Below are 24853 nucleotides of genomic sequence, written 5' to 3' on the forward strand. Positions count from 1 at the left end.
TCTCTTGTACTACACTTGCTTCTTTTCAGTCTTGTCAATGAACTGTGCCCTCCGTTTTCGCTCCGGTCGACCCGGTGTTCTTTCGAAAAGCGATGCAAAGGTAGGCGTTTTTATATATTCCCTCCAAATTTTTTGACGACTTTTTTATGCTATAAAACATACTTTTCTCTCAACTTCCCCATTTTCACTCCGTTACAAACAAACTTTTTTTCGCGATTTTTTGCGACTATGCCAAAAGCCTGCCTCCCCGGAACGAAAACAGAGCGGAATTAGACAATCGTTTTATAACCATATTGGGCTACGCTACCCAGCTCCTCCTCGATACGGAGCAGTTGATTGTATTTGGCCATGCGGTCGGAACGGCTGAGCGACCCGGTTTTTATCTGCCCGGCATTGGTCGCTACGGCAATATCGGCAATAGTGGCATCTTCGGTCTCGCCCGAACGGTGCGAGATGACAGCCGTGTACCCGTTGCGCTGCGCCAACTGTACGGCCCGAAGCGTCTCGGTAAGGGTGCCTATCTGATTAAGTTTTACCAATATGGAGTTGGCGCAATGCTTGCGAATACCCTCGGCCAGGTAGTCGACATTGGTCACAAAGAGGTCGTCGCCTACGAGCTGACACTTGTCGCCAATCAAATCGGTGAGGAGACGCCAACCTTCCCAATCGTCTTCGCTCATGCCGTCCTCGATCGAGTCGATAGGATAGCGCATGATAAGGTCTTGCAGGTATTCGGCCTGCTGTTGAGTCGTGCGCTTGACACCACCGGGTCCCTCGAAACGCGTATAGTCGTAGAGTCCATCGACATAAAACTCGGACGACGCACAGTCGAGAGCAATGCGCACATCGCGCCCCGGCATATAGCCGGCCTGGTTCACGGCATCGAGTATGGTCTCGATGGCAGCCTCGGTACCCGGCAAGGCAGGGGCAAAGCCTCCTTCGTCGCCCACGGCGGTACTCAACCCTTTGCCATGCAGCACCTTCTTCAAGGCCTGGAACACCTCGGCCCCCATGCGCAACCCCTCCTTAAAAGAGGATGCCCCTACGGGACGAATCATAAACTCTTGAAAAGCAATAGGAGCATCGGAATGCGAGCCGCCGTTGATGATATTCATCATGGGGACGGGCATCACATAGGTATCGGCCCCACCGATATAACGATACAGAGGGATACCCAATTGAGCGGCAGCCGCTTTGGCCACAGTCAGGGAGACTCCCAGGATGGCATTGGCTCCCAGCTTCGACTTCGAGGGGGTACCGTCGAGGTCGATCAGCTGCCGGTCGATACGACTCTGCTCGAAAGGGTCGGCCCCTTTGAGAGCTTTTGCAATCACATCGTTGACATGATGCACAGCCTTCTGCACACCTTTTCCACCATAGCGCGATTTATCGCCGTCGCGCAATTCGAGGGCCTCATGTGCCCCGGTCGATGCGCCCGAAGGAACAGCGGCACGGCCTCTAACACCCGAATCGAGCACTACATCGACCTCGACCGTGGGGTTACCTCGTGAATCGAGAATCTCCCGAGCTTGAATGTTTGCAATCTTTTCCATATCCATTTGATTTAATTGGTGATTTATACAGAACATTCCTTACTCTACTTTTCCCTATCGGAGGAGGATTGTTTGACAATTATTAACTATACGACAAAACCGTTTGGCGCTGCATGTATATACATTTGTAAGAAAGATGTGCAGATAGGCTTCAAATCCATTATACACTAAACCAAAATATCTTAATACTAACCCTTAAACCGTAAACTGTATGAAAATTCATCGCATGAAAATTTCTACACTTTTGCTATGTGCTACCTTCTCGCTGGCAACAGTTGCTCAACCGCAAGCCGCAACCGAACCAATAACACCGCCCTACGCGGAGAGTTTCGCTAACGATGCTTTCGTAAACGACTACACCATTGTCGATGTAAACAACGACGGAGTAACCTGGGGCCCCTATCTGGGATCGGTTCAAATCTCGTACAACTCGAATGAGGCCATGAATGACTGGCTGATAACCCCGGCTCTGGCCCTCGAAGGGGGAAAAATCTACAACTTCTCGATTGAAGTAATGACCGGAAGCGGCTCTTACAACGAGAGCTTTGAGGTGATGTATGGCAAAGAGAATACTCCCGAATCCATGACCGAGACCATCATCGAAAAAATGCAGGTCGCACACACCGTCTACAAGAGTTACAGCGGCACCCTCTCACCGAGCGAAAGCGGTACCTACTATATCGGCATACACGGGTGCAGCGATGCCGATATGCTCTCGATCAGTCTGAAAAACCTGAGTGTGGGCGAAGCCAAAGGGGCCTCGGCTCCGGCTGCTCCGTCGGACTTGACAGCAACTACCCGCACCAATGGTGAGTTAAAGGCCGACATCGCCCTCACCGCCCCCACCCTCGACCTGAACGGCGATGCCCTCGAGAGCCTCGAGAGTGTTCGCCTCATGCGCAACGACAGCCTCATACACACCTTTGACTCCCCGGCTCCCGGAGCAGAACTTACCTATGTCGACGAAGTGCCCGAATGCTCGCGCTACACCTACTCGGCCATTGCCGTGAACGGTTCGGGCGAAAGTCCCGCCATCGAAACAAGCGCCTTCGTAGGAGTGCTGGAACCCTCCAATCCCACCGGAATCAGCCTGACCGAAGGGAGCAAACCGGGTGAGGTGATTCTGAAATGGACACCCGTTACCACCGACATCCGCAACAACACACTCGACCCGGCCTTCGTGACCTACCGTATCTACGGCGGCGACGGCCTGGCCACACTCCTGTTCGACGGTATTACCGGCGACTCCTATACCTTCCAGGCGACCGACGACGTGTCGACACAATCGTTTGTGCAATATGCCCTCGTAGCCGAGACCCGAGGCGGTATCTCAGACTTCATGAACTCCCCGTTGCTGCCTCTCGGTCCGGCCTATGCAACCCCGTTCGTCGAATCATTTGCCAACGGAACACCGGCTACTATCATAGGACTTTACAGCGACAATCTGGCCACCTGGAAAGGATTTACCAACGAAACGGGCATCGAATCGCAAGATGGCGACAACGGCTTTTTCGGCTCGGAGGGCTCCTACCTGCAAGACTCGGCTACCTTCGTAACCGGCAAAATAGACTTGAGCGGTCTCGAAACTCCGTCACTTACCTTCTATACCTACAATATCGTAGATGGTGAAGATCGCGACATCAATACGTTGAGGGTTTCTGCAATCGCCAACGGAACTGTACAGGAGGTAAAATCGTTCCAGATTTGCGACCTCGGCGACCAAGAGGGATGGCTGAAGGTAGAGGCTTCGCTCGAGGCTTACAAAAGCCAGACCATACAACTGGAGTTCACCTCGCTCCACGCACTCTATCCCTATATCTTTATCGACAACCTGCGCATCGACAACTATGGCGTCAGTGCTATCGAGACAGCAGCATCGAACTCAGCATCCATCGCCGGCGGCCAAGGCGAGATAATCATCGCCGGAGCCACCCACGAGCGCGTGGAGGTATTTACCATCGACGGCCACCTCGTGACCCAGCAGACGATAGCGGCTCCCGAATATCGCCTGCCGTTGACACCGGGCATCTACATAGCCCGTGTGGGACAAACTACGCAAAAGGTAATCGTGAAATAATCGATTGCAATCGGTCTCCCTCACGGAGACCGATTCCGCCACAAAGGGCTGTACCTGCCGAACCGTTACGTCGGGGTGGTACAGCCCTTGTTTTAGTCCTATATCCGTAAGACCAATCATCCCAAAGCCGCCACCCAAACGTCGGCAAATGCCCCATACAACCGTCGAATGACCGCCAAATAATCCTATACAACAGCCTCTCCCCAAACCCGACAAGACTGTCTGCCCCTATCTCTACAGCCGTTTCCCGGACAAGCACTACCACCCCGACAGAAAAATAAAAAGCCCCCCGAACACTCGGAGAGCTTTTTACTATATAGCAATAAATCGATCCTCTTATTCTGCAGCTTTTTCCTCGGCAGCAGGGGCCTCGGCGGCCGGAGTTGCAGGAGCTTCAGCAGCGGGAGCAGCAGCCTCGGCAGCAGCAGGAGCGGCGCTCTTTTTCGAACGACGGGTACGAGTTGCTTTCTTAGCGGCTTTCTCTTTGAGCATGTTTTCGTTGTAGTCAACGAGCTCGATCATACAAGTAACGGCGTTGTCGCCCAAACGGTTGCCCGTTTTCAAGATACGGGTATATCCTCCGGGACGGTCGGCAATCTTAACCGAAATCTCTTTGAACAGTTCGGTAACAGCCTGTTTGCTCTGCAAGTAGCGGAATACTACACGACGCGAAGCGGTAGTATCTTCTTTGGCACGATTGATCAGGGGCTCGACATACATTCTCAGCGCTTTGGCTTTGGCCAACGTGGTGAAGATTCTTTTGTGGAGAATCAAAGAAGTAGCCATATTGGACAACATAGCGTCGCGGTGAGCTTTGGTACGACCCAAGTGGTTGAATTTCTTATTATGTCTCATCGTTTTACTCTTTATCTAATTTATATTTCGAGATATCCATTCCGAACGAAAGGTTCAAGTTGGCCAAGAGCTCATCGAGCTCGGTGAGCGATTTCTTACCGAAGTTGCGGAACTTCAACAAATCGGTTTTGTTGAATACCACCAGATCGCCAAGGGTCTCGACATCGGCCGACTTCAAGCAGTTGAGGGCGCGTACCGACAAGTCCATGTCGACCAGTTTGGTTTTGAGCAACTGGCGCATGTGCAATACTTCCTCGTCGAACTCTTCATTACCATCGGCATCGTTGGTCTCGAGCGTGATTTTCTCGTCAGAGAACAACATGAAGTGGTAAATCAAGATTTTGGCAGCCTCTTTCAACGCCTCTTTGGGGTGAATGGAACCATCGGTTGTAATCTCAAGAATCAGTTTTTCGTAGTCCGTTTTCTGTTCTACGCGGAAATTTTCAACAGAATATTTCACATTCCGAATCGGGGTATAGATCGAATCGATAGGAATTACATTCACATCGTCGGCGGGGTTGCGGTTCTCATCGGCGGGAACATAGCCACGGCCTTTGTTGATGGTGATATCTATTTGAAAACTTGCGCTTGAATCCAAATGGCAAATAACCAAATCGGGGTTCAAAACTTCGAAACCGGTAAGCGATTTACCGATGTCACCTGCCTTGAACACGTCCGTACCCGAAACAGTAATGGTTACTTTTTCATTCTCGATTTCTTCAACGACCTGTTTGAAACGAACCTTTTTGAGATTCAGAATCACGTTTGTCACGTCCTCGATCACACCGGGAATCGTAGAAAACTCATGCTTTACGCCATCGATACGAATCGACGTAATCGCAAAACCTTCAAGCGAGGAAAGGAGGATACGGCGCAAGGCGTTACCCACGGTAACACCGTAGCCGGGCTCCAACGGACGAAATTCGAATTTACCGAAAAAATTGTCCGCTTCCAGCATTAATACTTTATCGGGTTTTTGAAATGCTAATATCGCCATGGAATCAATTATTGTTTAGAATACAACTCAACGATCAACTGTTCTTTAATGTTTTCAGGGATATCGGCTCTTTCGGGCAAATGCAACAATTTACCGCTCTTCAAGCTCTCGTCCCACTCTAACCAAGGATATTTGCTGTGATTGAATCCAGCAAGTGCATCGGCTATAACCTCGAGCGATTTGGCTTTCTCACGAACGCCAACTACTTGACCCGGTTTTACCGAATACGACGGGATATTCACCACTTTGCCGTCGACAACAATGTGACGGTGCAGCACGAGCTGACGGGCAGCGGCACGCGTGGGGGCGATGCCCAAACGGAATACCACGTTGTCGAGACGAGCTTCGAGCAGTTGAAGGAGCACTTCACCCTTCACACCTTTGGTACGAGAAGCCTTCTCGAAGAGGTTTCTAAATTGTTTTTCCAATACACCGTAAGTGTATTTGGCTTTTTGCTTTTCACGAAGCTGAACGCCATACTCGGAAGTTTTTCTTCTCTTGTTGATGCCGTGTTGTCCCGGGGGATAGTTCTTTTTCGTAAGAACTTTATCGGGGCCAAAAATAGCTTCGCCAAATTTACGAGCGATTTTTGTTCTAGGTCCGGTATATCTTGCCATTTCTAAAATTTTTTAATTATTAAATATTGCGAACCGAGAAGAGTGCAGCCGCGATTGCAGAGAGGATTATTATGCAATCTTATTCACTGTTCGGGATTCTCTGTTTACAAATAAAGAAAAATTAAACTCTTCTTCTCTTAGGAGGACGACAACCATTGTGCGGCAGCGGAGTTACATCGATAATCTCAGTTACTTCGATACCAGCGCCATGAATAGTTCTTACAGCCGATTCACGACCGTTTCCGGGGCCTTTTACATAGGCTTTCACTTTCCTCAAGCCCAGGTCATAAGCCACTTTTGCACAATCTTGTGCGGCCATTTGAGCGGCGTAAGGAGTATTTTTCTTAGAGCCTCTGAAGCCCATTTTACCTGCCGACGACCACGAAATCACCTGACCTTCGCTGTTGGCAAGTGTTACAATAATGTTGTTGAACGAAGAATGGATATGGGCCTGGCCAACGGCATCAACCTTTACAACCCTCTTCTTTGCTGCGACTGTTTTTTTTGCCATACTTACTTATTATTTAGTAGCTTTTTTCTTATTTGCAACGGTTTTCTTTTTACCTTTACGCGTACGAGCGTTGTTCTTGGTGCTCTGGCCTCTCACAGGCAAACCGATACGGTGACGGATACCCCGGTAGCAACCGATGTCCATCAGACGTTTGATGTTCAGCTGTATTTCGGTACGAAGGTCACCCTCCACCTTATACTCGGTACTGATGATTTCACGTACTTTTGCCGACTGGTCGTCGGTCCAATCTTTCACTTTGATGTCTTTGTCAATGCCGGCTTTACTCAAAATGGAATTAGCCGCGCTACGACCGATACCATAGATATAGGTCAAGGCGATCTCTCCTCTCTTATTTTGCGGCAGGTCTACACCAACAATTCTTATTGCCATATATTAGAATCTTTTAATTTGCAAAAATAATAATAAATTTATCCTTGACGTTGTTTATACTTAGGATTTTTCTTGTTAATTACGTACAAACGGCCGTGTCTTCTCACGATCTTGCTATCGGGCGTACGTTTTTTCAATGATGCTCTTACTTTCATATTGTTGTTTTTTATTTATATCTAAAAGCAATTCTTCCTTTGGTCAAATCATAGGGCGACATTTCGATCCGCACCTTATCACCCGGGAGTATCTTGATGAAGTGCATACGCATCTTTCCCGAGATATGGGCGGTTATCTCATGCCCGTTTTCCAACTCTACGCGGAACATGGCATTCGACAATGCCTCCACGATTACACCATCTTGTTCTATTGCAGCTTGCTTCGCCATAAATTATAGTTAAATTGATTTGTCTCCTAAAACTTGCTCTACATATTCAAACGAAGAGAGTATATCGGCCTTCCCTCCTTTGATTGCTATCGTGTGCTCGAAGTGAGCAGCGGGTTTGCGATCGCGTGTGCGGGTAGTCCAACCATCGCGCTCGATGACGATATTGCGTGAACCCAGGTTGATCATGGGCTCGATGGCAATACACATGCCGTTCTTGAGCAGCGGGCCGGTACCGGGACGTCCGTAATTGGGGACATTGGGCTCTTCGTGCAGGTGCTTGCCTACACCGTGTCCGCACAACTCCCTCACTACAGAATAACCACGAGCTTCGCAATAGGTTTGGATGGCATGGCCAATATCGCCTATGCGTTTTCCCTCGACAGCGTGCTCGATGCCCAGATAGAGCGACTCTTTGGTGGTCTTGAGCAGCTGTTTCACTTCGGGGGCAACCTCACCTACACAGAAGGTATAGGCCGAATCGCCGTTGAAGCCGTTTTTCACTACGCCGCAGTCGATCGACACGATGTCGCCCTCGCGCAGGGCGTAGCTGTTGGGAATGCCGTGTACAATTACCTCGTTGACCGAGATGCAAAGAGAGTTGGGATAGCCGGCGTAACCCAGGAACCCGGGTTCGGCCCCGTGATCCCGAATGAACTCCTCGGCTATCTTGTCGAGCCGGAGGGTGGTAATCCCGGGGGCTACCCACTTGGCCATTTCGCCCAGGGTCATGCCCACCAAGAGATTACTCTCCCGCATCAACTCTATCTCTTCGTCTGTTTTAAGATAAATCATTATCTATACTCCTTGTTTTAATAAGCTCCGCTACGACCTTTAATGCGGCCCGATTTCATCAGACCGTCGTAATGGCGCATCATCAAATGGCTTTCGATTTGTTGCAAAGTATCCAACACTACACCTACCAGAATGAGCAGCGACGTTCCGCCGAAGAACTGAGAGAACTCGGCGCTTACACCGCAAATCTGGGCAAAGGCCGGCATGATAGCCACGATAGCCAGGAAGATAGAACCGGGCAACGTGATTCTCGACATGATCGAGTCGAGGTAGTCGGCAGTCTTCTTACCGGGTTTCACACCGGGAATAAAGCCGTTGTTGCGTTTCATATCCTCGGCCATCTGCGTGGGTTGCACGGTGATTGCCGTATAGAAGTAGGTGAAGACGATGATAAGGAATGCAAACACGAAGTTATACCAGAATCCCGTCATCGACATGAACGATTGCCAGAACGAACTTGCGTTGGTCACGCTGAACCCGGCAATGGTGATGGGGATAAACATGATGGCCTGGGCAAAGATGATAGGCATCACACCGGCCGTGTTGACCTTCAAGGGGATATACTGGCGAGCGCCGCCGTACTGTTTGTTACCCACAATACGTTTGGCGTATTGTACGGGGACTTTCCGGGTGCCTTGTACGAGCAGAATTGCTGCGGCGATAACGGCCAGCAGGAAGACGATCTCGACCAGGAACATCACCAAACCACCTTGTTTCGAAGCCAGACGGCTGGTAAACTCGGCGGCGAAAGCCAGCGGCAGACGGGCGATGATACCGACCAGGATGATAAACGAAATACCGTTACCGATACCTTTGTCGGTGATACGTTCGCCCAGCCACATGATAAACATACTACCGGCAGCAAGCACGATTGTAGAAGAAACTATAAACAACCAACCGGAGGGGAATAAGGCCGAACCCATCTGTACTTTCAGGTTCACCAAGTAGGCGGGACCTTGCAGGAGCAGAATGATAACGGTCAAATAGCGGGTGTATTGGTTAAGTTTCGTACGACCGCTCTCGCCTTCGCGTTGCAGCTTCTGGAACGAGGGCATCACCATACCCAGCAATTGAATCACAATCGAGGCGGTGATATAAGGCATAATTCCCAAGGCAAAAATCGAAGCATTGGAGAATGCACCTCCCGAAAACATATCGAGCAACTGCATCAGACCCTTGCTCGTCTGGTTGCGCAAGGCATCCAGATTGGCAGGATCGATACCCGGAAGCACGACGTATGACCCCACGCGGTATACCAGCACCAGCAGGATAGTGGTGATGATACGTTTGCGGAGGTCTTCGATTTTCCAAATGTTTTTTATAGTTTCTATTGCTCTCATTGTATTAGAGTTTGACTACTGTTCCACCTGCGGCAACGATAGCAGCTTCGGCAGTTTTGGAGAATGCGTGAGCGCAAACTTCCAATTTGGCCGTAAGAGCACCTTTACCAAGAATTTTCACTAACTGATTCGAAGAAATAAATCCGGCAGCCACAAGTGTTTCGATGTCGATCTTCTCCAATTTCTGGCTATCGGCCAGCGATTGCAGAGCCTCGAGGTTGATGCCTTTGTATTCTACACGATTTATATTCTTGAAGCCAAATTTCGGAACACGGCGTTGGAGAGGCATCTGACCACCCTCGAAACCGATTTTGCGTTTGTAACCCGAACGCGACTTTGCTCCTTTATGACCTCTGGTAGAAGTTCCACCCAAACCCGAACCCGGTCCGCGACCGATTCTCTTTCTTGTTTTGGTTGACCCTTCGGCGGGTTTTAAATTACTCAAGTCCATATTGTTACTTTTTTTTAATCGATGGATAAAATTACTCAACTACTTTCACCAGGTGTTTTACCTTCTCTACCATACCCAGGATTTGGGGGGTAGCGTCGTGTTCTACGACATGGTTGAGTTTTCTCAAGCCCAGTGCATCAAGTGTCTTCTTCTGTACAGCGGGGCAGTTGATGCGGCTCTTTACTTGTTTGATCTTTATCTTTTCCATTGCTTCTCCTCCGTATTAACCTTTAAAGACTTTTTCTACAGAGATACCTCTGTTTTGAGCTACGGTAGCCGCATCTCTCAGTTCGCACAAGGCAGCAATCGTGGCTTTCACCAGGTTGTGGGGGTTGGACGAACCTTTCGATTTGGCCAGCACGTCGGTAATACCTACGCTCTCAAGCACGGCACGCATGGCACCACCGGCCTTTACTCCGGTACCCGGAGAAGCAGGTTTGATATATACGAGGGCACCGCCGAATTTGGCCAGCTGATCGTGGGGGATGGTACCTTTGAGAACCGGTACTTTCACCAGGTTCTTCTTGGCAGCTTCCACACCTTTGGCGATTGCGGTAGTTACCTCGCTCGCTTTACCCAGGCCCCAGCCTACGATACCGGCTTCGTTGCCCACTACGACAATAGCCGAGAAGCTGAACGTACGGCCACCTTTGGTTACTTTCGTTACACGGTTGATGGCAACCAGACGGTCTTTCAACTCGATGTCGTTTGTCGATTTTACTCTATTTATTTTTCCTGTCATGACGATTAAAATTTAAGGCCACCGTTGCGGGCAGCATCAGCTAATTCTTTTACTCTCCCATGATACAGGTAACCGTTGCGGTCAAATACAACCGTGGTAATACCGGCTTCCTGTGCTTTCTTGGCGATAGCTTCACCTACCTTGGCTGCCATCTCTTTTTTGGGAGCGGCTTCCATGCCTCTGGACGAGGCGGCGGCAAGAGTTCTGCCGGTGAGGTCATCGACCAATTGCACATATATTTGCTTATTGCTTCTAAACACCGTCATACGGGGACGCTCGGCCGTGCCGGAAACTTTACCGCGTATGCGGGTTTTGATTTTGAGTCTTCTTTCTATCTTCGTTGTCATGATAATACCTGTTTAATGATTATTTGGCACCTGCCGATTTACCCGATTTTCTACGGATTACCTCGCCAACGAACTTGATACCTTTACCCTTGTAAGGTTCGGGCTTGCGCAGCGAACGAATCTTGGCACATACCTGGCCGATCAGTTGCTTGTCGCACGATTCGAGAATAATCAACGGGTTTTTGTTTCTCTCCGATTTGGCTTCTACCTTGATTTCGGCAGGAAGTCTCAAGAAGATGGCGTGCGAGTAGCCCAGCGAGAGCTCGAGCACCTGGCCTTGGCTTTGGGCACGGTAGCCTACGCCCACCAGTTCCATCTCTTTCTTATACCCTTCGGAAACACCTACCACCATGTTGTGGATAAGAGCACGGTAGAGACCGTGGAGGGCACGGGTTTGTTTCTCATCATTAGGCCGGGTCACGTGGATAGCCCCGTCTACCATTTCAACTTTAATTTCGGGCGATACGGTCTGCGACAGCTCCCCTTTGGGTCCTTTTACCTTTACCTCATTTCCGGAGATAGTAACGGTAACTCCGGCGGGTACTACTATGGGCAATTTTCCTATTCTTGACATAATATATACCTCCTTTTAATTAGTAAATGTAACATAATACCTCACCGCCGATCTTCAGGTCGCTGGCCTCTTTGTTGGTCATCACGCCTTTCGAGGTGGAGAGAATTGCAATACCCAAACCGTTCAATACACGCGGCATGTCTTTGTAGCCGGTATAACGGCGCAAACCCGGACTCGATACACGAATCAGCTTTTGGATTGCGCTCACTTTGTTTACGGGGTCGTACTTCAAGGCAATCTTGATGGTGCCTCGGGGACCGTCTTCTACAAACTTGTAATTGAGAATGTAGCCTTTTTCAAAAAGGATTTTCGTGATTTCTTTTTTCAATCTCGAGGAAGGCACTTCAACTACTCTGTGATGAGCTTTGATGGCGTTTCTCAATCTTGTCAGATAATCTGCTATTGGATCTGTCATATAAAAATTTGTTTAAATTGATCCGGAGTCTCCGGACAATATTTAACACTAAAAATAATTACCAGCTTGCTTTCTTTACACCCGGGATAAGACCTGCCGAAGCCATTTCGCGGAATTGTATACGGGAAATCCCAAACTGACGGATGTATCCTTTGGGACGACCGGTGATCTTGCAACGGTTGTGCAGACGTACACGCGATGCGTTTTTCGGCAGCAGTTGAAGGGCCTCGTAATTGCCTTCTGCCTTGAGTTGTTTTTTCTTTTCGGCATATTTGGCAACCAGCTTGGCTCTCTTCACTTCACGAGCTTTCATCGATTCTTTTGCCATATCTTAGTCTTTTTTTGCGTTTTTAAAAGGTAAGCCAAATGCTTTGAGAAGAGCATACCCTTCCTCGTCGGTTTTGGCTGAGGTTACAAAGGTAATATTCATTCCCATAATTTTGGTAATACTATCGATATTTATTTCAGGGAAAATGATTTGCTCCTGAATTCCGAGGGTGTAGTTGCCTCGTCCATCGAGTTTGCTTTCGATACCTTTGAAGTCGCGGATACGGGGAAGAGACACGCGTACCAGACGCTCCAGGAACTCGTACATGCGCTCGTGACGGAGGGTTACCATCACACCGATGGGCATCTTCTTACGCAGCTTGAAATTCGAGATATCCTTGCGCGAGAGGGTTGCCACTGCTTTCTGACCGGTGATGGCCGTCAACTCGTTGATGGCGGTTTCGATGATTTTCTTGTCGGCCGTTGCTTCGCCAAGACCTTGATTGATCACGATCTTTTTCAAAACAGGCACCTGCATGATCGACGAGTAGTTGAACTCCTTCTGCAAGGCGGGCACGATTCTTTCAAGATATTCTTTCTTCAGATTTGCGGTGTTGTTCATTACTTAATCTCCTCTCCTGATTTTTTGGAATAACGTACTGAAACGCCTGCTTCATTTTTCTTCCGGCCGATACGGGTAGCTTTTCCGCTCTTCGGATCCAGAGGATTCAAGTTCGAAATATGAATAGGAGCTTCTTTCTTCACTATACCTCCCTGGGGGTTTTTGGCATTGGGTTTGGTACTCTTCGATACCATGTTGATACCTTCTACGATGGCACGTTGCTCTTTTACCAACACGCTCAGTACACGACCGGTCTTGCCTTTGTCTTCACCGGCGTTTACATAGACTGTATCTCCCTTTTTGATATGTAACTTGCTCATTTAATCTTTCGCTTTATTCGATTAAAGTACTTCGGGTGCCAACGACACGATTTTCATATTTACGGCACGCAGCTCACGGGCTACCGGGCCAAAGATACGGCTACCGCGCAACTCACCCGCATTGTTCAACAATACACAGGCATTGTCGTCGAAGCGGATATACGAGCCGTCTTGACGACGGATTTCCTTTTTCGTGCGCACGATAATGGCTTTCGATACGGCGCCTTTTTTCACATCGCTCGAGGGGATAGCGCTTTTGATCGCTACGACAATCACGTCGCCTACCGACGCATAGCGACGGCCGGTACCACCCAACACGCGAATACAAAGAGCTTCCTTAGCTCCGCTGTTATCAGCTACTGTAAGTCTTGATTCTTGTTGTATCATAATTACTTAGCTCTTTCGATGATTTCTACTACTCTCCATCTCTTTGTTTTGCTCAAAGGACGAGTCTCCATCAGCCGCACGGTATCACCGATGTTGCATTCGTTCTTCTCGTCATGAGCATGGTATTTCTTCGTCTTGTTCACGAATTTACCATAGATCGGGTGTTTCTCTTTCCATTTCACGGTCACGGTAACCGTCTTTTCCATCTTGTTGCTGGAAACCACACCGACTCTCTCTTTTCTTAAATTTCTACTTTCCATCTTAGATATGTGGCTGATTATTTTTTATTAAGTTCACGTTTGCGCAACTCGGTTTTCATGCGCGCAATCATCCTGCGTTCGTGAGTTATTTTAGCAGGACTGTCCAACGGCGAGATGCTGTGGTTGATCTCCATCTGGTTGAGTGCGGCTACGGCTGCATCCAATCTCTCTTGCAATTCCTTGGAGCCTAATTCTTTTACTTCTGCTTTTTTCATAACTTACACATTTTGACTGGCGTCGTAGTCACGACGAACAACGAACTTAGTAGTAATCGGGAGTTTCTGGGCACCCAGGCGCAGAGCCTCCTTGGCGATCTCATAAGGTACACCCTCTACCTCGATAATAACACGACCCGGCGTGATGGGGAATACGAATCCCTCGGGATTACCTTTACCTTTACCCATACGTACATCGGCCGGCTTCTTAGTAATAGGTTTATCGGGAAATATACGGATCCAAATCTGACCTTGACGTTGCATGTAACGTGTTACAGCAACACGAGCGGCCTCGATTTGACGACCTGTAATCCATTTCGTATCTAACGACTTGATGCCGAAAGAGCCGAAAGCCAGCTGGTTGCCTCTTTGGGCATTGCCCTTTTGGCGACCTTTTTGCTGTCTTCTGAATTTAGTTTTTTTCGGTTGTAACATAGTTCAATTTTCGTTTAGCGGTTAGTTTTGGGTTTTCTGAAGCCCTTTTTCGGTCCTCCGTTTCCACCACGTGCCTCTTTGGCGTTGTTGGTGAACGCGGGAGCCAGGTCTTTCTTTCCGTAGATTTCGCCACGGCAGATCCAAACCTTGATACCGATGATGCCTACTTTCGTAAGAGCTTCTACCAAGGCATAGTCAATATCGGCACGCAATGTGTGCAGGGGGGTTCTTCCCTCTTTGTACATTTCGGAACGAGCCATTTCGGCACCGTTCAAACGACCCGACACTTGTACTTTGATACCCTCGGCGCCCATGCGCATCGTCGAAGCGATGGCCATCTTCACGGCACGACGGTAAGCGATTTTGCCTTCGATCTGGCGAGCGATGTTGCTGGCCACGATTTCGGCGTCGAGTTCGGGGCGTTTTACCTCGTAGATATTGATCTGTACGTCCTTGTCGGTAATCTTCTTCAACTCTTCCTTGAGCTTGTCTACCTCTTGACCGCCTTTACCGATGATCAGACCCGGACGAGCCGTGCACACGGTAATAGTGATCAACTTCAACGTACGTTCTATAACTATGCGTGAAACGCTGGCTTTTGCAAGACGGGCATTCAAATACTTCCGGATCTTGCTGTCTTCCAACAACCTGTCACCATAGTTTTTACCGCCATACCAATTGGAATCCCAACCTCTGATGATTCCCAAACGGTTACTTATCGGATTTACTTTCTGTCCCATCCAGCAATTAGTTTTTGTTATTGTTTTTATTTATTGTATCGACAAACAATGTTACGTGATTCGAACGTTTGCGAATCCGGTAACCTCGTCCTTGCGGAGCCGGACGAAGACGCTTCAACATTGCTGCGCAATCTACATAGATTGTCGAGATGTACAGTTCTCCGCTTTCGGCCTTGCGCTCGTTCTTTTGCTCCCAGTTGGCAATGGCCGAACGCAACAGTTTTTCCAGTCTTTGCGAAGCTTCCTTGTTCGAGAACTTCAATACGCCCAAGGCTTTGAATACCTCCATACCTCTTACCATATCGGCTACCAAGCGCATTTTACGGGGAGAGGTAGGAACATTGTTCAACTTGGCGAAATATTGAGTTTTCAGAGCTTCCTTCCTTCTATTGGCTGATTCTCTTTTTCTTGCACCCATTTTTCAATTCTTTAATTGTATTAAAACTCGCATTCCCTCAGGCCTTATTTTTTCTTGTTACCTGCATGTCCGCGGAATGTACGCGTAGGAGCAAACTCGCCGAGCTTGTGGCCTACCATGTTTTCGGTAACGTATACGGGAATAAATTTATTACCATTGTGTACTGCAAAAGTATGCCCTACGAATTCGGGTGAAATCATAGATGCACGCGACCATGTTTTGATCACAGACTTTTTGCCTGATGCCTCCATGGCGGCAACTTTTTTATCCAGCTTCACACTGATATATGGGCCTTTTTTTAATGAACGACTCATGTTGTTGTCAATTTATCAGATTACTTTTTCCTTCTTTCAATTATATACTTCGAAGAGTGTTTCTTCGGAGCTCTGGTCTTCAAACCTTTTGCATACAAGCCTTTTCTCGATCTGGGGTGTCCACCTGATGCACGACCTTCACCACCACCCATCGGGTGATCTACAGGGTTCATCACGACACCACGGTTGCGAGGACGACGGCCCAACCAGCGCGAGCGTCCGGCTTTACCCGAGCGTTCGAGGGCGTGATCCGAGTTTCCTACGCTGCCGATCGTGGCTTTACAGGTTGCGAGGATTTTTCTGGTTTCTCCAGAAGGTAATTTGATAATTGCATAATCGCCTTCTCTCGAAGTCAACTGAGCAAACGTGCCGGCCGAGCGAACCAAGAAGGCTCCTTGACCCGGACGCAACTCGATGTTGTGAATAACAGTACCGATAGGTATGTTTTTCAAGGGCAACGCATTTCCTACCTCAGGAGCTGCATTTTCGCCAGACATCAAGGTTGCTCCAACTTCCAAGCCGTTGGGTGCAATAATGTAACGTTTTTCACCGTCTGCATAGAACAAGAGAGCGATACGGGCCGAACGGTTCGGGTCGTATTCGATCGTCTTTACAGTAGCGGGTACACCGTCTTTGTTTCTCTTGAAGTCGATCAATCTGTATTTTCTCTTGTGACCGCCGCCAATGTAGCGCATCGTCAGATGCCCTTCATTGTTACGACCACCCGATTTTCTGACACCTCTTACAAGAGATTTTTCTGGCGCGCTAGCAGTGATATTATCAAATGCACCAATAACTTTGTGTCTTTGCCCCGGTGTTGTGGGCTTTAATTTTCTTACTGCCATTGTTTAATTAGATATTGCTATAAAAATCAATAGTTTCTCCTTCTTTCAATGTAACCAAGGCTTTCTTATAAGCGGCCGTCTTACCCGAGATGAGACCGGTCTTGGTGTAGCGGCTTTTGTTTTTGCCACGATAGTTCATCGTGTTTACCGATACGACCGTCACGTTGTACATCGCTTCTACGGCTTTCTTGATTTGCAACTTGTCGGCCTTCGGGTCCACACGGAAACCATAGCGATTGTATTTCTCGCCCATGGCCGTCATTTTCTCTGTTACGATAGGTTTAATAATAATTCCCATATTTAAGCCTCCTTACATCAAAAGTTATTGATAGCGGCTACCGTGCTCTCCGTCAAAATCAAAGCCTTGTTGTCCAATACTTTGTAGGTGTTGAGCTCCGAAACCGTTACCACATTTGTTCCCGTAAGATTACGGGCCGACAAATATACGTTTTTATTTTGTTCCGATAAAACCAAAAGTGACTTTTTATCAGCAACTTGCAATTTTTTCAGCAAGTTTACGAATTCCTTGGTCTTGGGGGCATCGAAAGAGAAGTCCTCTACCACTACGATGGCATTCTCCTGAGCCTTGTAAGTCAATGCCGACTTGCGGGCGAGTTCTTTCACTTTCTTGTTCAGTTTGAAACGGTAGTCACGGGGTTTGGGACCGAATACACGACCACCACCGATCATAACCGGCGAGTTGATATCACCGCTACGAGCGCCGCCCGTTCCTTTTTGTCTTTTCAGTTTGCGGGTACTACCCGATACTTCGCTTCTTTCTTTGGATTTGTGAGTTCCTTGACGCAGGTTGGCCAAGTATTGTTTCACATCGAGATATACGGCGTGATCGTTGGGCTTGATTCCGAATACGGAGTCGTCCAGAACAACCTTCTTACCGGTGTCCTCACCTTTAATGTTATATACGCTCAGTTCCATTATTTCTCAATTATTACGATTGAACCTTTACTGCCCGGTACCGATCCTTTGATGAGCAAAAGATTGTGCTCGGGTATTACTTTTAACACTTGAAGGTTTTGCACGGTTACACGGCTGTTACCCATCTGGCCGGCCATACGAGTACCCTTGAACACACGGGCAGGATACGAACATGCACCGATAGAACCGGGAGCACGCAAGCGGTTGTGCTGACCGTGAGTAGTCTGGCCTACACCGCCGAAACCATGACGCTTAACTACACCTTGGAAACCTTTACCTTTTGATACGCCGATTACATCTACGTAATCCGCACCTTCAAACAAATCGACGGCAATCGTGTCGCCCAATTTGTATTCGGTATCGAATTTGAACTCGGCCAAGTGTCTCTTGGGCGTTACGCCTGCTTTCTTGAAATGGCCGGCTTCGGGCTTCGTAGTGTGTTTATCTTTCTTGTCGATAAAACCTACTTGTACTGCCTCGTAACCATCCTTTTCAACGGTTTTGATTTGCGTAACCACGCAAGGACCAACTTCGATAACAGTGCATGGTACATTTTTACCCTCGGCACTGAAAACGGATGTCATTCCGATTTTTTTTCCTAATAATCCTGGCATTTCTACTTAATTTTTGTTGAATCACACTTTAATTTCTACATCCACGCCGCTGGGCAACTCCAATTTCATCAAGGCGTCTACGGTCTTGGCCGTCGAGCTGTAGATGTCGATAAGACGCTTGAACGAAGACAACTCGAATTGCTCTCTCGATTTCTTGTTTACGAAAGTCGAGCGGTTTACCGTGAAGATACGTTTGTGAGTAGGAAGAGGAATAGGCCCGCTCACTACTGCGCCCGTAGCTTTCACCGTCTTTACGATTTTCTCGGCCGACTTGTCAACCAAGTTGTGGTCGTAAGACTTCAATTTAATTCTGATTTTTTGGCTCATATTGATATTTGATGGTTTAATTACAATAAATCTACTCTACCGTTTACTTCGGTCAACACATTCTTGGCAATCGACGAGCTTACCTCGGCATAGTGCGAGAACGACATCGTCGAGGTGGCACGACCCGAAGTGATGGTACGCAGGGCGGTTACATAACCGAACATCTCGGCCAGAGGTGCCGTTGCTTTCACGATACGGGCGCCCGAACGGCTCGACTCCATACCTTCGATTTGGCCACGACGTTTGTTCAAGTCGGAGATTACATCACCCATGCTCTCTTCGGGGGTTACTACCTCGATCTTCATGATAGGCTCGAGCAATACGGGTCCGGCTTTTTCGCAGGCTTTCTTGAAGGCCTGGATGGCACAGAGTTCGAACGACAACTGGTCAGAGTCTACGGGGTGGAACGAACCATCGAGTACGGTTACCTTCAGGCTGTCTACCGGGAAGCCGGCCAATACACCGTTCTTCATAGCCGTAGTGAAACCTTTCTGAATCGAGGGGATGAACTCTTTGGGGATGTTACCACCTTTTACTTCATCTACGAATTCGAGACCGGCCTCTTCGCGAGTCGAGGGCTCTACGCGTACGATGATGTCGGCAAATTTACCACGACCACCCGTCTGTTTCTTGAATACCTCGCGGAGCTCAACCGGTTTGGTGATAGCCTCTTTGTAGGTAACTTGGGGACGACCCTGGTTACATTCTACCTTGAACTCACGTTTCAGACGGTCGATAATGATCTCCAGGTGGAGCTCACCCATACCGCTGATAACCGTTTGTCCCGTCTCCTCGTTGGTAGCTACGGTAAAGGTAGGATCCTCTTCGGCCAGTTTCTGCAGACCGATACCCAGCTTGTCGAGGTCTTTCTGAGTCTTGGGCTCAACAGCGATACCGATCACAGGTGCGGGGAAGTCCATAGCCTCGAGTACGATAGGAGCGTCTTCGGCGCAGAGCGTATCGCCCGTGCGGATATCCTTGAAACCTACACCGGCACCTATATCGCCGCAGTCGATCGACTCTTTGGGGTTCTGTTTGTTCGAGTGCATTTGGAACAGACGCGATACACGCTCTTTCTTACCCGAACGGGAGTTGAGTACGTAAGAACCGGCAACGATTTCGCCCGAATATACACGGAAGAAGCAGAGACGGCCTACATAGGGGTCGGTTGCGATCTTGAAGGCCAATGCACACATAGGCTCAGAGAAGGAGGGGTGACGTACCACTTCTTTCTCGGGGTCGTTCATGTCGTGACCTACCACGGCCGGCGTATCTACCGGGCTGGGCAAGAATGCGCAAACGGCATCGAGCAGCGGTTGTACACCTTTGTTCTTGAACGACGAACCGCAAATCATAGGAACGATTTGCATGGCCAGCGTACCTTTGCGGATAGCGCGGACGATTTCGTCTTCGGTAATCGTCGAAGGATCGGCGAAGTATTTCTCCATCAGCTCGTCGTCGCACTCGGCGATTTTCTCGAGCATCTTGTCTCTCCACTCGTCGCACTCGGCTTTCAAGCTGTCGGGAATTTCCTCCAGACTGTAGTCGGCACCCATCGTTTCGTCGTGCCAGTAGATGGCTTTCATGCGAATCAGGTCGACTACGCCTTTGAAAGTCTCCTCAGCACCGATAGGTACTTGGATGGGACAGGGGTTTGCACCCAGTACATCTTTCAGCTGGCGAACCACCTCAAAGAAGTTGGCACCCGAACGGTCCATCTTGTTTACATAACCGATACGCGGTACATTGTATTTATCGGCCTGGCGCCATACGGTTTCAGATTGGGGCTCAACACCACCTACTGCACAGAATGTAGCCACAGCACCGTCGAGCACACGCAACGAACGCTCTACCTCTACGGTAAAGTCGACGTGCCCCGGAGTATCAATCAGGTTGATTTTGTATTTCTCGCCTTTATAGTTCCAGAAAGCGGTAGTGGCGGCCGACGTAATCGTGATACCGCGCTCCTGCTCCTGCTCCATCCAGTCCATGGTAGCGGCACCGTCGTGCACCTCGCCGATTTTGTGCGTCAACCCCGTGTAGTACAGAATACGTTCCGAAGTCGTTGTCTTACCGGCATCGATGTGTGCCATAATACCAATATTTCTGGTATATTTCAAATGAGCGTCAGATTTTGCCATTTTCTTTATTCCTTATTTTATTCAATTAAAATCTAAAATGAGCGAATGCACGGTTGGCCTCGGCCATCTTGTGCATGTCTTCTTTACGTTTGAATGCACCACCCTGCTCGTTGAAAGCGTCGACAATTTCGGCAGCCAGTTTGTCGGCCATCGTTTTGCCACCTCTCTTACGAGAATAGATAATAAGATTTTTCATTGAAATAGATTCCTTACGATCGGGGCGGATTTCCGTAGGTACTTGGAAAGTAGCACCACCCACACGGCGAGACTTAACCTCTACTTGAGGTGTAATATTTTCCAGGGCTTTCTTCCAGATTTCGAGGGCCGATTTCTCCTCGTTGGGCAACTTCGATTTCGCAATCTCCAGTGCGCTGTAGAAAATAGAGTAGGCAGTATTTTTCTTGCCATCATACATCAAGTGGTTCACAAATTTCGAAACCCTTACATCATTGAATACGGGATCTGGTAATACAACCCGTTTCTTTGGTTTTGCTTTTCTCATTTTTTACAATAAATTGTCGTTCTTGTTTTTGGTTGCTGTTCTTTACATCTTCAACGAAATCCGCCGATTTCATTTACTCAACCCAATCAGCCTATCCAATAAACGCGAACCAGTGTTTGACACTAATTCTTTTTAATCTCTTTGCTGGCTTTTTCTCAAAGGTATCGATTATTTCTTACCTTTTGCGGCAGGTGCAGCTCCTGCTTTAGGTCTCTTGGCGCCATATTTCGAGCGACGTTGCGTGCGGCCACCTACACCGGCAGTATCCAACGTACCGCGTACGATGTGATAACGTACACCAGGGAGGTCTTTCACACGACCGCCACGAACGAGTACGATAGAGTGCTCTTGCAGGTTGTGACCTTCACCCGGGATGTAAGAGTTCACCTCTTTACCGTTGGTTAAACGTACACGAGCAACTTTACGCATGGCAGAGTTAGGTTTCTTAGGAGTCGTCGTGTAAACTCTCACGCATACACCACGTCTTTGCGGACATGAATCCAATGCAGGAGATTTACTCTTGTCTTCCAATACAACCCGTCCTTTTCTTACTAATTGTTGAATCGTAGGCATTTCTTAGAACTTTTTTTAAAAATCTTTTTACTTATAATTTTCCTTCTTATTCTCTCTGTCCAAGACGCTAAAATTGGCCATAGCTTTCACATAATCAATCGATTATATAAACGCTTCGACCTTTTACAGCATCAAAAGTGGTGCAAAGATAAGCACTAAATCACTAAAAACCAAATATATTCGGATTATTTTTCACCATTTTATCGTCAAGTCACAAACGACCGACAACAGTGATTTATATTCCCGCCTGTTACTCGAATGTCTCGATTTCATCGAACCCGAGCCCCTTCATATCTTTCGGCGAGAGTAGCATATCTTCGGGCTTCACCGGCCACACCACACCCACATGAGGGTCGTTGTAGAGCAATGTAGCCTCATGCTCAGGGGCATACACGTTGTCGACCTTGTAGCAGAACTGGGCTGTCTCGCTCAATACGGTAAAGCCGTGGGCAAATCCACGCGGCACGAAGAGCTGGCGCTTGTTGTCGTCGGAGAGTTCTACCCCGATGTACTGGCCGAAGGTGGGCGACGAGCGGCGCAGGTCTACAATCACGTCATACACACGACCTTGAGTTACCCGCACCAGTTTGGCTTGCGAATATTCACCCTTTTGGAAATGGAGACCGCGCAACACACCGTAACTCGACCGCGACTCGTTATCCTGTATGAAATCGACCGGTCCTACATATTGGTCGAAAAGTTCCTTTTTGTAACTCTCCATAAAATAGCCCCGACTGTCGCCGAACACTTGCGGCTCGATGACGAAGGCTCCCTTTAACTTTTGCTCTATAAATTTCATCACGATTGATTTTGGATGCAAAGGTAGTGAAAGTCAAGAAAAAGAGTTACGACGGAGCCATTTATTTTTGCGCGCCTGCGGCGGTGCCAATCACCTCTCCTGCCCGCCCGGCCATCGGTCAGCCCAGACTCTTCAGCTGCAGGCAGAGCGAAAGCAGTTTCCACACCTTCGCCGGGTCGGCAAAGAGTTCATCCTCTTCGTGTCGCCAGGCCCGTTCCAGACGAGTGTGGTCGAACCACTCCGATACCCGCCCGTAACGCAGGTCGAGCACTACCTCGTCGGCCCACCGCTTCATCTCGGCAGGCAGCATCGGCTCCTCCGCCTCGCTCTCTGGCGCCAGCCTCACCTTTCCCGAAAGCAAAGGGGTTACCACCTCGTGGTCGAACCACTGCCTGCGCGCCCGTCCCGAAGGGCTGTCGCCGGCCAAGGCAAAGGCTATCTCTATGAGATTGTGGTTCAAAAAGGCATTGCGTATCTGCACGCCATAATACATGCTCATCTTGTCGACACACCGCAACAGGTGGGGAATGCGCTCATAGCACAAGTCGCAAAACTTCAAATGGCTGTTTTCCGACTCGAACAGCCTCCGGTACCGAGGCTTGCGGGCCAGTTGCCGAAAGTCGGCCGACAATACCTCCGAGGGTACCAGCGACGTATATCGGTCGCCCGGCAGAACGGCATCGCCCAGAAAGTGGGCCAACCCCCAACCGCCACTGACCACCGCCAGCCCCCGCTTGCGCATCACCCGGAGAAAGGCCGACCGAGCCACCATCTCCATTCCGTCGACAGGTTCCTCTTGCCAACGGGACAGAAAATCGAGCTCCTTCAACAACATCGCAGGGGTAATGGAAACCTGTTCGAGCGGCACAGCTGTAGCCGACAGTTGCTCGGCCCCCCACAGCACTCCGCTCTGGTGCAACTTCCCGCGATAGGGCATGTAACTCTTCAGATAGCGAGGGGTCCCCGTCCCTTTCATCAAGGCTATAAAGAGGGCCGACTCCATGCCTCCATCGAGCGAAAGGCCCTTGGGCATCTCGCCCATGAGGCTATACCCTACACTGCGGCGCATCTGCTCCCGAAAGGCTTCGGCTCTACGTTCGGGCGATTCGTTGCGCCAGGCTTCGACCCGATTTTCCAATTCGTACCAACGCTTTTCGACCAGCGAATAACCGTTGTAGCGCAGCAAAAAACCGGCCGGCAACTGGTGCACCCCCTCCCAAAAGGTCTCATAGGGCGAACCATAAGTCGAGTAGGCCAGATAACCGGCCCACCGCTCGGCCGACAGCAGGGGCCTGACACCCCCGGCAAACAGGGCCCGCACCTCCGATGCAAAATAAAGATTTCCCCACCGGGTGGCATAGTAGAGCGGCTTGATGCCGAAACGGTCGCGACACAGCAACAACTCTTCGGAAAACCGATTGTAAACGACCAGGGCAAAATAGCCCTCGAAGCGATCGAAGCTGCTATCGCCCCAACGGTCGTAAGCCTTGGCCACCACCTCGCACATGCACCCGGTGGCAAAAGTGTAATAGTTGGCCAGTTGGTCACGCACCTCGGCGTAGTTGAACATCTCGCCGTCGAGCATCACCACCAGCCCCGTATCGGCATCTTCGTAAGGCTGACTCGGAGCCCGGGCCGGGTCGATGGTGTTCATGCGATTGTGCATCAATCCCACCCGGGCATCGACAAAGGTGGAGACCCACCCCACCGGCGTCTCGCGTCCCCGATGATTCTGGGCCTCCGACATGTGTCGCAATACCTGTTCCAACTGATCTACCTCTCCTACAATTCCCGACAAGCCACTCATATCCGTTCGCCTCCCTGCTCTCGTTTTATTCCTTGCCGGCCAGACCGGGGGCACACACCCGTTGAAACAGTTCGTCGAGGGTTCCCGTACTCGAGAAATCCTCGGGGGTCACCTCCACATGATACTCCTCCTCGAGCATCATGGCCAACGAGACTTCAAACAAAAAATTCCACTCCTTCAACCCTTTATAACGGGTATCCAACGTCAGCGTGTCCCGATTCGTCCGGTACAGCATACCGGCGACCAGTTGCACAAAGCGATTTTTCTCCATATCCTTCTTTTTTT

At 49.2% G+C, this 24853-nt stretch carries 38 protein-coding genes; 1 reads left to right on the plus strand and 37 read right to left on the minus strand.

The features are described from left to right. Window positions 1-269 precede the first annotated feature (269 nt). Window positions 270-1553 carry a phosphopyruvate hydratase gene (gene eno, locus NW211_RS02435; RefSeq protein ID WP_258326808.1) on the minus strand — a complete coding sequence of 428 codons (1284 nt, stop codon included), beginning with the start codon at window positions 1551-1553 and terminating at the stop codon, window positions 270-272. A gap of 211 nt (window positions 1554-1764) precedes the next feature. Between eno and NW211_RS02440 the strand changes: the two genes are divergently transcribed. Continuing rightward, complete coding sequence (locus NW211_RS02440; RefSeq protein ID WP_258326809.1) at window positions 1765-3630, plus strand: T9SS type A sorting domain-containing protein; 1866 nt, start codon at window positions 1765-1767, stop codon at window positions 3628-3630. 336 nt (window positions 3631-3966) lie between these two features. Here NW211_RS02440 and rplQ read toward each other — a convergent pair whose 3' ends face one another. The 36 genes from rplQ to NW211_RS02620 all read right to left on the minus strand — a co-directional run bounded on the left by rplQ (window position 3967) and on the right by NW211_RS02620 (window position 24839). Continuing rightward, on the minus strand, window positions 3967-4485 hold the full coding sequence (gene rplQ, locus NW211_RS02445) for a 50S ribosomal protein L17 (protein WP_087408036.1): 519 nt from the start codon (window positions 4483-4485) through the stop codon (window positions 3967-3969). 4 nt (window positions 4486-4489) lie between these two features. Next, a complete protein-coding gene (locus tag NW211_RS02450) occupies window positions 4490-5482 on the minus strand; it encodes a DNA-directed RNA polymerase subunit alpha (protein ID WP_087408035.1) in 993 nt (330 codons plus the stop codon). Window positions 5483-5490: 8 nt separating this feature from the next. Then, window positions 5491-6099 (minus strand): 30S ribosomal protein S4, encoded by a 609-nt coding sequence (rpsD, locus tag NW211_RS02455; RefSeq protein ID WP_087408034.1) that lies wholly within the window; start codon window positions 6097-6099, stop codon window positions 5491-5493. Window positions 6100-6220: 121 nt separating this feature from the next. Continuing rightward, entirely contained in the window at window positions 6221-6610 is a 390-nt protein-coding gene (rpsK, locus tag NW211_RS02460) for a 30S ribosomal protein S11 (RefSeq protein WP_087408033.1), read from the minus strand. A gap of 9 nt (window positions 6611-6619) precedes the next feature. Next, the gene (rpsM, locus tag NW211_RS02465; RefSeq protein ID WP_087408032.1) at window positions 6620-7000 is read right to left on the minus strand and encodes a 30S ribosomal protein S13; all 381 of its coding nucleotides are present in this window, start codon (window positions 6998-7000) and stop codon (window positions 6620-6622) included. Window positions 7001-7038: 38 nt separating this feature from the next. Then, entirely contained in the window at window positions 7039-7155 is a 117-nt protein-coding gene (gene ykgO, locus NW211_RS02470; protein ID WP_008862836.1) for a type B 50S ribosomal protein L36, read from the minus strand. Window positions 7156-7166: 11 nt separating this feature from the next. Beyond that, complete coding sequence (infA, locus tag NW211_RS02475; protein WP_025278756.1) at window positions 7167-7385, minus strand: translation initiation factor IF-1; 219 nt, start codon at window positions 7383-7385, stop codon at window positions 7167-7169. 9 nt (window positions 7386-7394) lie between these two features. Next, window positions 7395-8177, minus strand: coding sequence for a type I methionyl aminopeptidase (gene map / locus NW211_RS02480; RefSeq protein WP_258326810.1), 783 nt, complete (start codon window positions 8175-8177; stop codon window positions 7395-7397). A 17-nt stretch (window positions 8178-8194) separates the two neighbouring features. Continuing rightward, window positions 8195-9517: a preprotein translocase subunit SecY gene (gene secY / locus NW211_RS02485; RefSeq protein ID WP_087408030.1), complete on the minus strand. Its 1323-nt coding sequence runs from the start codon at window positions 9515-9517 to the stop codon at window positions 8195-8197. Between the two features lie 4 nt (window positions 9518-9521). Next, complete coding sequence (gene rplO, locus NW211_RS02490) at window positions 9522-9968, minus strand: 50S ribosomal protein L15 (protein ID WP_087408029.1); 447 nt, start codon at window positions 9966-9968, stop codon at window positions 9522-9524. 31 nt (window positions 9969-9999) lie between these two features. Continuing rightward, window positions 10000-10176 carry a 50S ribosomal protein L30 gene (gene rpmD, locus NW211_RS02495; RefSeq protein WP_025278752.1) on the minus strand — a complete coding sequence of 59 codons (177 nt, stop codon included), beginning with the start codon at window positions 10174-10176 and terminating at the stop codon, window positions 10000-10002. A gap of 15 nt (window positions 10177-10191) precedes the next feature. After that, window positions 10192-10710, minus strand: a complete 519-nt coding sequence (gene rpsE, locus NW211_RS02500) for a 30S ribosomal protein S5 (RefSeq protein ID WP_025278751.1) — start codon at window positions 10708-10710, stop codon at window positions 10192-10194. Window positions 10711-10715: 5 nt separating this feature from the next. Then, the gene (rplR, locus tag NW211_RS02505; protein ID WP_087408028.1) at window positions 10716-11057 is read right to left on the minus strand and encodes a 50S ribosomal protein L18; all 342 of its coding nucleotides are present in this window, start codon (window positions 11055-11057) and stop codon (window positions 10716-10718) included. 19 nt (window positions 11058-11076) lie between these two features. After that, the gene (gene rplF, locus NW211_RS02510) at window positions 11077-11631 is read right to left on the minus strand and encodes a 50S ribosomal protein L6 (protein WP_025278749.1); all 555 of its coding nucleotides are present in this window, start codon (window positions 11629-11631) and stop codon (window positions 11077-11079) included. Between the two features lie 19 nt (window positions 11632-11650). Continuing rightward, window positions 11651-12046 (minus strand): 30S ribosomal protein S8, encoded by a 396-nt coding sequence (rpsH, locus tag NW211_RS02515; protein ID WP_087408027.1) that lies wholly within the window; start codon window positions 12044-12046, stop codon window positions 11651-11653. Window positions 12047-12104: 58 nt separating this feature from the next. Further along, window positions 12105-12374, minus strand: a complete 270-nt coding sequence (gene rpsN / locus NW211_RS02520) for a 30S ribosomal protein S14 (protein WP_008862846.1) — start codon at window positions 12372-12374, stop codon at window positions 12105-12107. A 3-nt stretch (window positions 12375-12377) separates the two neighbouring features. Continuing rightward, window positions 12378-12935 carry a 50S ribosomal protein L5 gene (gene rplE / locus NW211_RS02525; RefSeq protein WP_025278747.1) on the minus strand — a complete coding sequence of 186 codons (558 nt, stop codon included), beginning with the start codon at window positions 12933-12935 and terminating at the stop codon, window positions 12378-12380. Further along, window positions 12935-13255 (minus strand): 50S ribosomal protein L24, encoded by a 321-nt coding sequence (gene rplX, locus NW211_RS02530; RefSeq protein WP_025278746.1) that lies wholly within the window; start codon window positions 13253-13255, stop codon window positions 12935-12937. Before rplX ends, rplE begins: the two co-directional genes overlap by 1 nt. 21 nt (window positions 13256-13276) lie before the next feature. Then, window positions 13277-13642: a 50S ribosomal protein L14 gene (gene rplN, locus NW211_RS02535; RefSeq protein ID WP_008862849.1), complete on the minus strand. Its 366-nt coding sequence runs from the start codon at window positions 13640-13642 to the stop codon at window positions 13277-13279. A 2-nt stretch (window positions 13643-13644) separates the two neighbouring features. After that, a complete protein-coding gene (rpsQ, locus tag NW211_RS02540) occupies window positions 13645-13902 on the minus strand; it encodes a 30S ribosomal protein S17 (protein ID WP_087408026.1) in 258 nt (85 codons plus the stop codon). Window positions 13903-13919: 17 nt separating this feature from the next. Further along, window positions 13920-14117: a 50S ribosomal protein L29 gene (gene rpmC, locus NW211_RS02545; RefSeq protein ID WP_087408025.1), complete on the minus strand. Its 198-nt coding sequence runs from the start codon at window positions 14115-14117 to the stop codon at window positions 13920-13922. A gap of 3 nt (window positions 14118-14120) precedes the next feature. Next, entirely contained in the window at window positions 14121-14552 is a 432-nt protein-coding gene (gene rplP, locus NW211_RS02550; RefSeq protein ID WP_087408024.1) for a 50S ribosomal protein L16, read from the minus strand. A 14-nt stretch (window positions 14553-14566) separates the two neighbouring features. Further along, a complete protein-coding gene (rpsC, locus tag NW211_RS02555) occupies window positions 14567-15292 on the minus strand; it encodes a 30S ribosomal protein S3 (protein ID WP_087408023.1) in 726 nt (241 codons plus the stop codon). A 7-nt stretch (window positions 15293-15299) separates the two neighbouring features. After that, window positions 15300-15710 carry a 50S ribosomal protein L22 gene (rplV, locus tag NW211_RS02560; protein WP_087408022.1) on the minus strand — a complete coding sequence of 137 codons (411 nt, stop codon included), beginning with the start codon at window positions 15708-15710 and terminating at the stop codon, window positions 15300-15302. Between the two features lie 44 nt (window positions 15711-15754). Then, window positions 15755-16024: a 30S ribosomal protein S19 gene (gene rpsS / locus NW211_RS02565; RefSeq protein WP_025278741.1), complete on the minus strand. Its 270-nt coding sequence runs from the start codon at window positions 16022-16024 to the stop codon at window positions 15755-15757. Between the two features lie 20 nt (window positions 16025-16044). Then, window positions 16045-16869: a 50S ribosomal protein L2 gene (gene rplB, locus NW211_RS02570; RefSeq protein ID WP_087408021.1), complete on the minus strand. Its 825-nt coding sequence runs from the start codon at window positions 16867-16869 to the stop codon at window positions 16045-16047. Between the two features lie 7 nt (window positions 16870-16876). After that, on the minus strand, window positions 16877-17167 hold the full coding sequence (rplW, locus tag NW211_RS02575) for a 50S ribosomal protein L23 (protein ID WP_087408020.1): 291 nt from the start codon (window positions 17165-17167) through the stop codon (window positions 16877-16879). Window positions 17168-17184: 17 nt separating this feature from the next. After that, window positions 17185-17805, minus strand: coding sequence for a 50S ribosomal protein L4 (gene rplD / locus NW211_RS02580; protein WP_258326812.1), 621 nt, complete (start codon window positions 17803-17805; stop codon window positions 17185-17187). Next, window positions 17805-18419: a 50S ribosomal protein L3 gene (gene rplC / locus NW211_RS02585; protein ID WP_025278737.1), complete on the minus strand. Its 615-nt coding sequence runs from the start codon at window positions 18417-18419 to the stop codon at window positions 17805-17807. Before rplC ends, rplD begins: the two co-directional genes overlap by 1 nt. A gap of 21 nt (window positions 18420-18440) precedes the next feature. Beyond that, window positions 18441-18746: a 30S ribosomal protein S10 gene (gene rpsJ, locus NW211_RS02590; protein ID WP_008862860.1), complete on the minus strand. Its 306-nt coding sequence runs from the start codon at window positions 18744-18746 to the stop codon at window positions 18441-18443. A 20-nt stretch (window positions 18747-18766) separates the two neighbouring features. Continuing rightward, on the minus strand, window positions 18767-20887 hold the full coding sequence (gene fusA / locus NW211_RS02595) for an elongation factor G (protein WP_087408018.1): 2121 nt from the start codon (window positions 20885-20887) through the stop codon (window positions 18767-18769). Between the two features lie 25 nt (window positions 20888-20912). After that, the gene (gene rpsG / locus NW211_RS02600; RefSeq protein ID WP_087408017.1) at window positions 20913-21389 is read right to left on the minus strand and encodes a 30S ribosomal protein S7; all 477 of its coding nucleotides are present in this window, start codon (window positions 21387-21389) and stop codon (window positions 20913-20915) included. Between the two features lie 168 nt (window positions 21390-21557). Then, window positions 21558-21962, minus strand: coding sequence for a 30S ribosomal protein S12 (rpsL, locus tag NW211_RS02605; protein ID WP_008862863.1), 405 nt, complete (start codon window positions 21960-21962; stop codon window positions 21558-21560). 250 nt (window positions 21963-22212) lie between these two features. Further along, a complete protein-coding gene (rfbC, locus tag NW211_RS02610; protein WP_087408016.1) occupies window positions 22213-22761 on the minus strand; it encodes a dTDP-4-dehydrorhamnose 3,5-epimerase in 549 nt (182 codons plus the stop codon). Window positions 22762-22879: 118 nt separating this feature from the next. Then, window positions 22880-24568 carry an asparagine synthetase B gene (locus NW211_RS02615; protein ID WP_258326813.1) on the minus strand — a complete coding sequence of 563 codons (1689 nt, stop codon included), beginning with the start codon at window positions 24566-24568 and terminating at the stop codon, window positions 22880-22882. Between the two features lie 25 nt (window positions 24569-24593). After that, window positions 24594-24839, minus strand: a complete 246-nt coding sequence (locus NW211_RS02620) for a hypothetical protein (RefSeq protein WP_087408014.1) — start codon at window positions 24837-24839, stop codon at window positions 24594-24596. Window positions 24840-24853: the final 14 nt, after the last annotated feature.

The sequence above is a fragment of the Barnesiella sp. ET7 genome, from assembly GCF_024733785.1.
Classification (GTDB): Bacteria; Bacteroidota; Bacteroidia; order Bacteroidales; family Barnesiellaceae; genus Barnesiella; species Barnesiella merdigallinarum.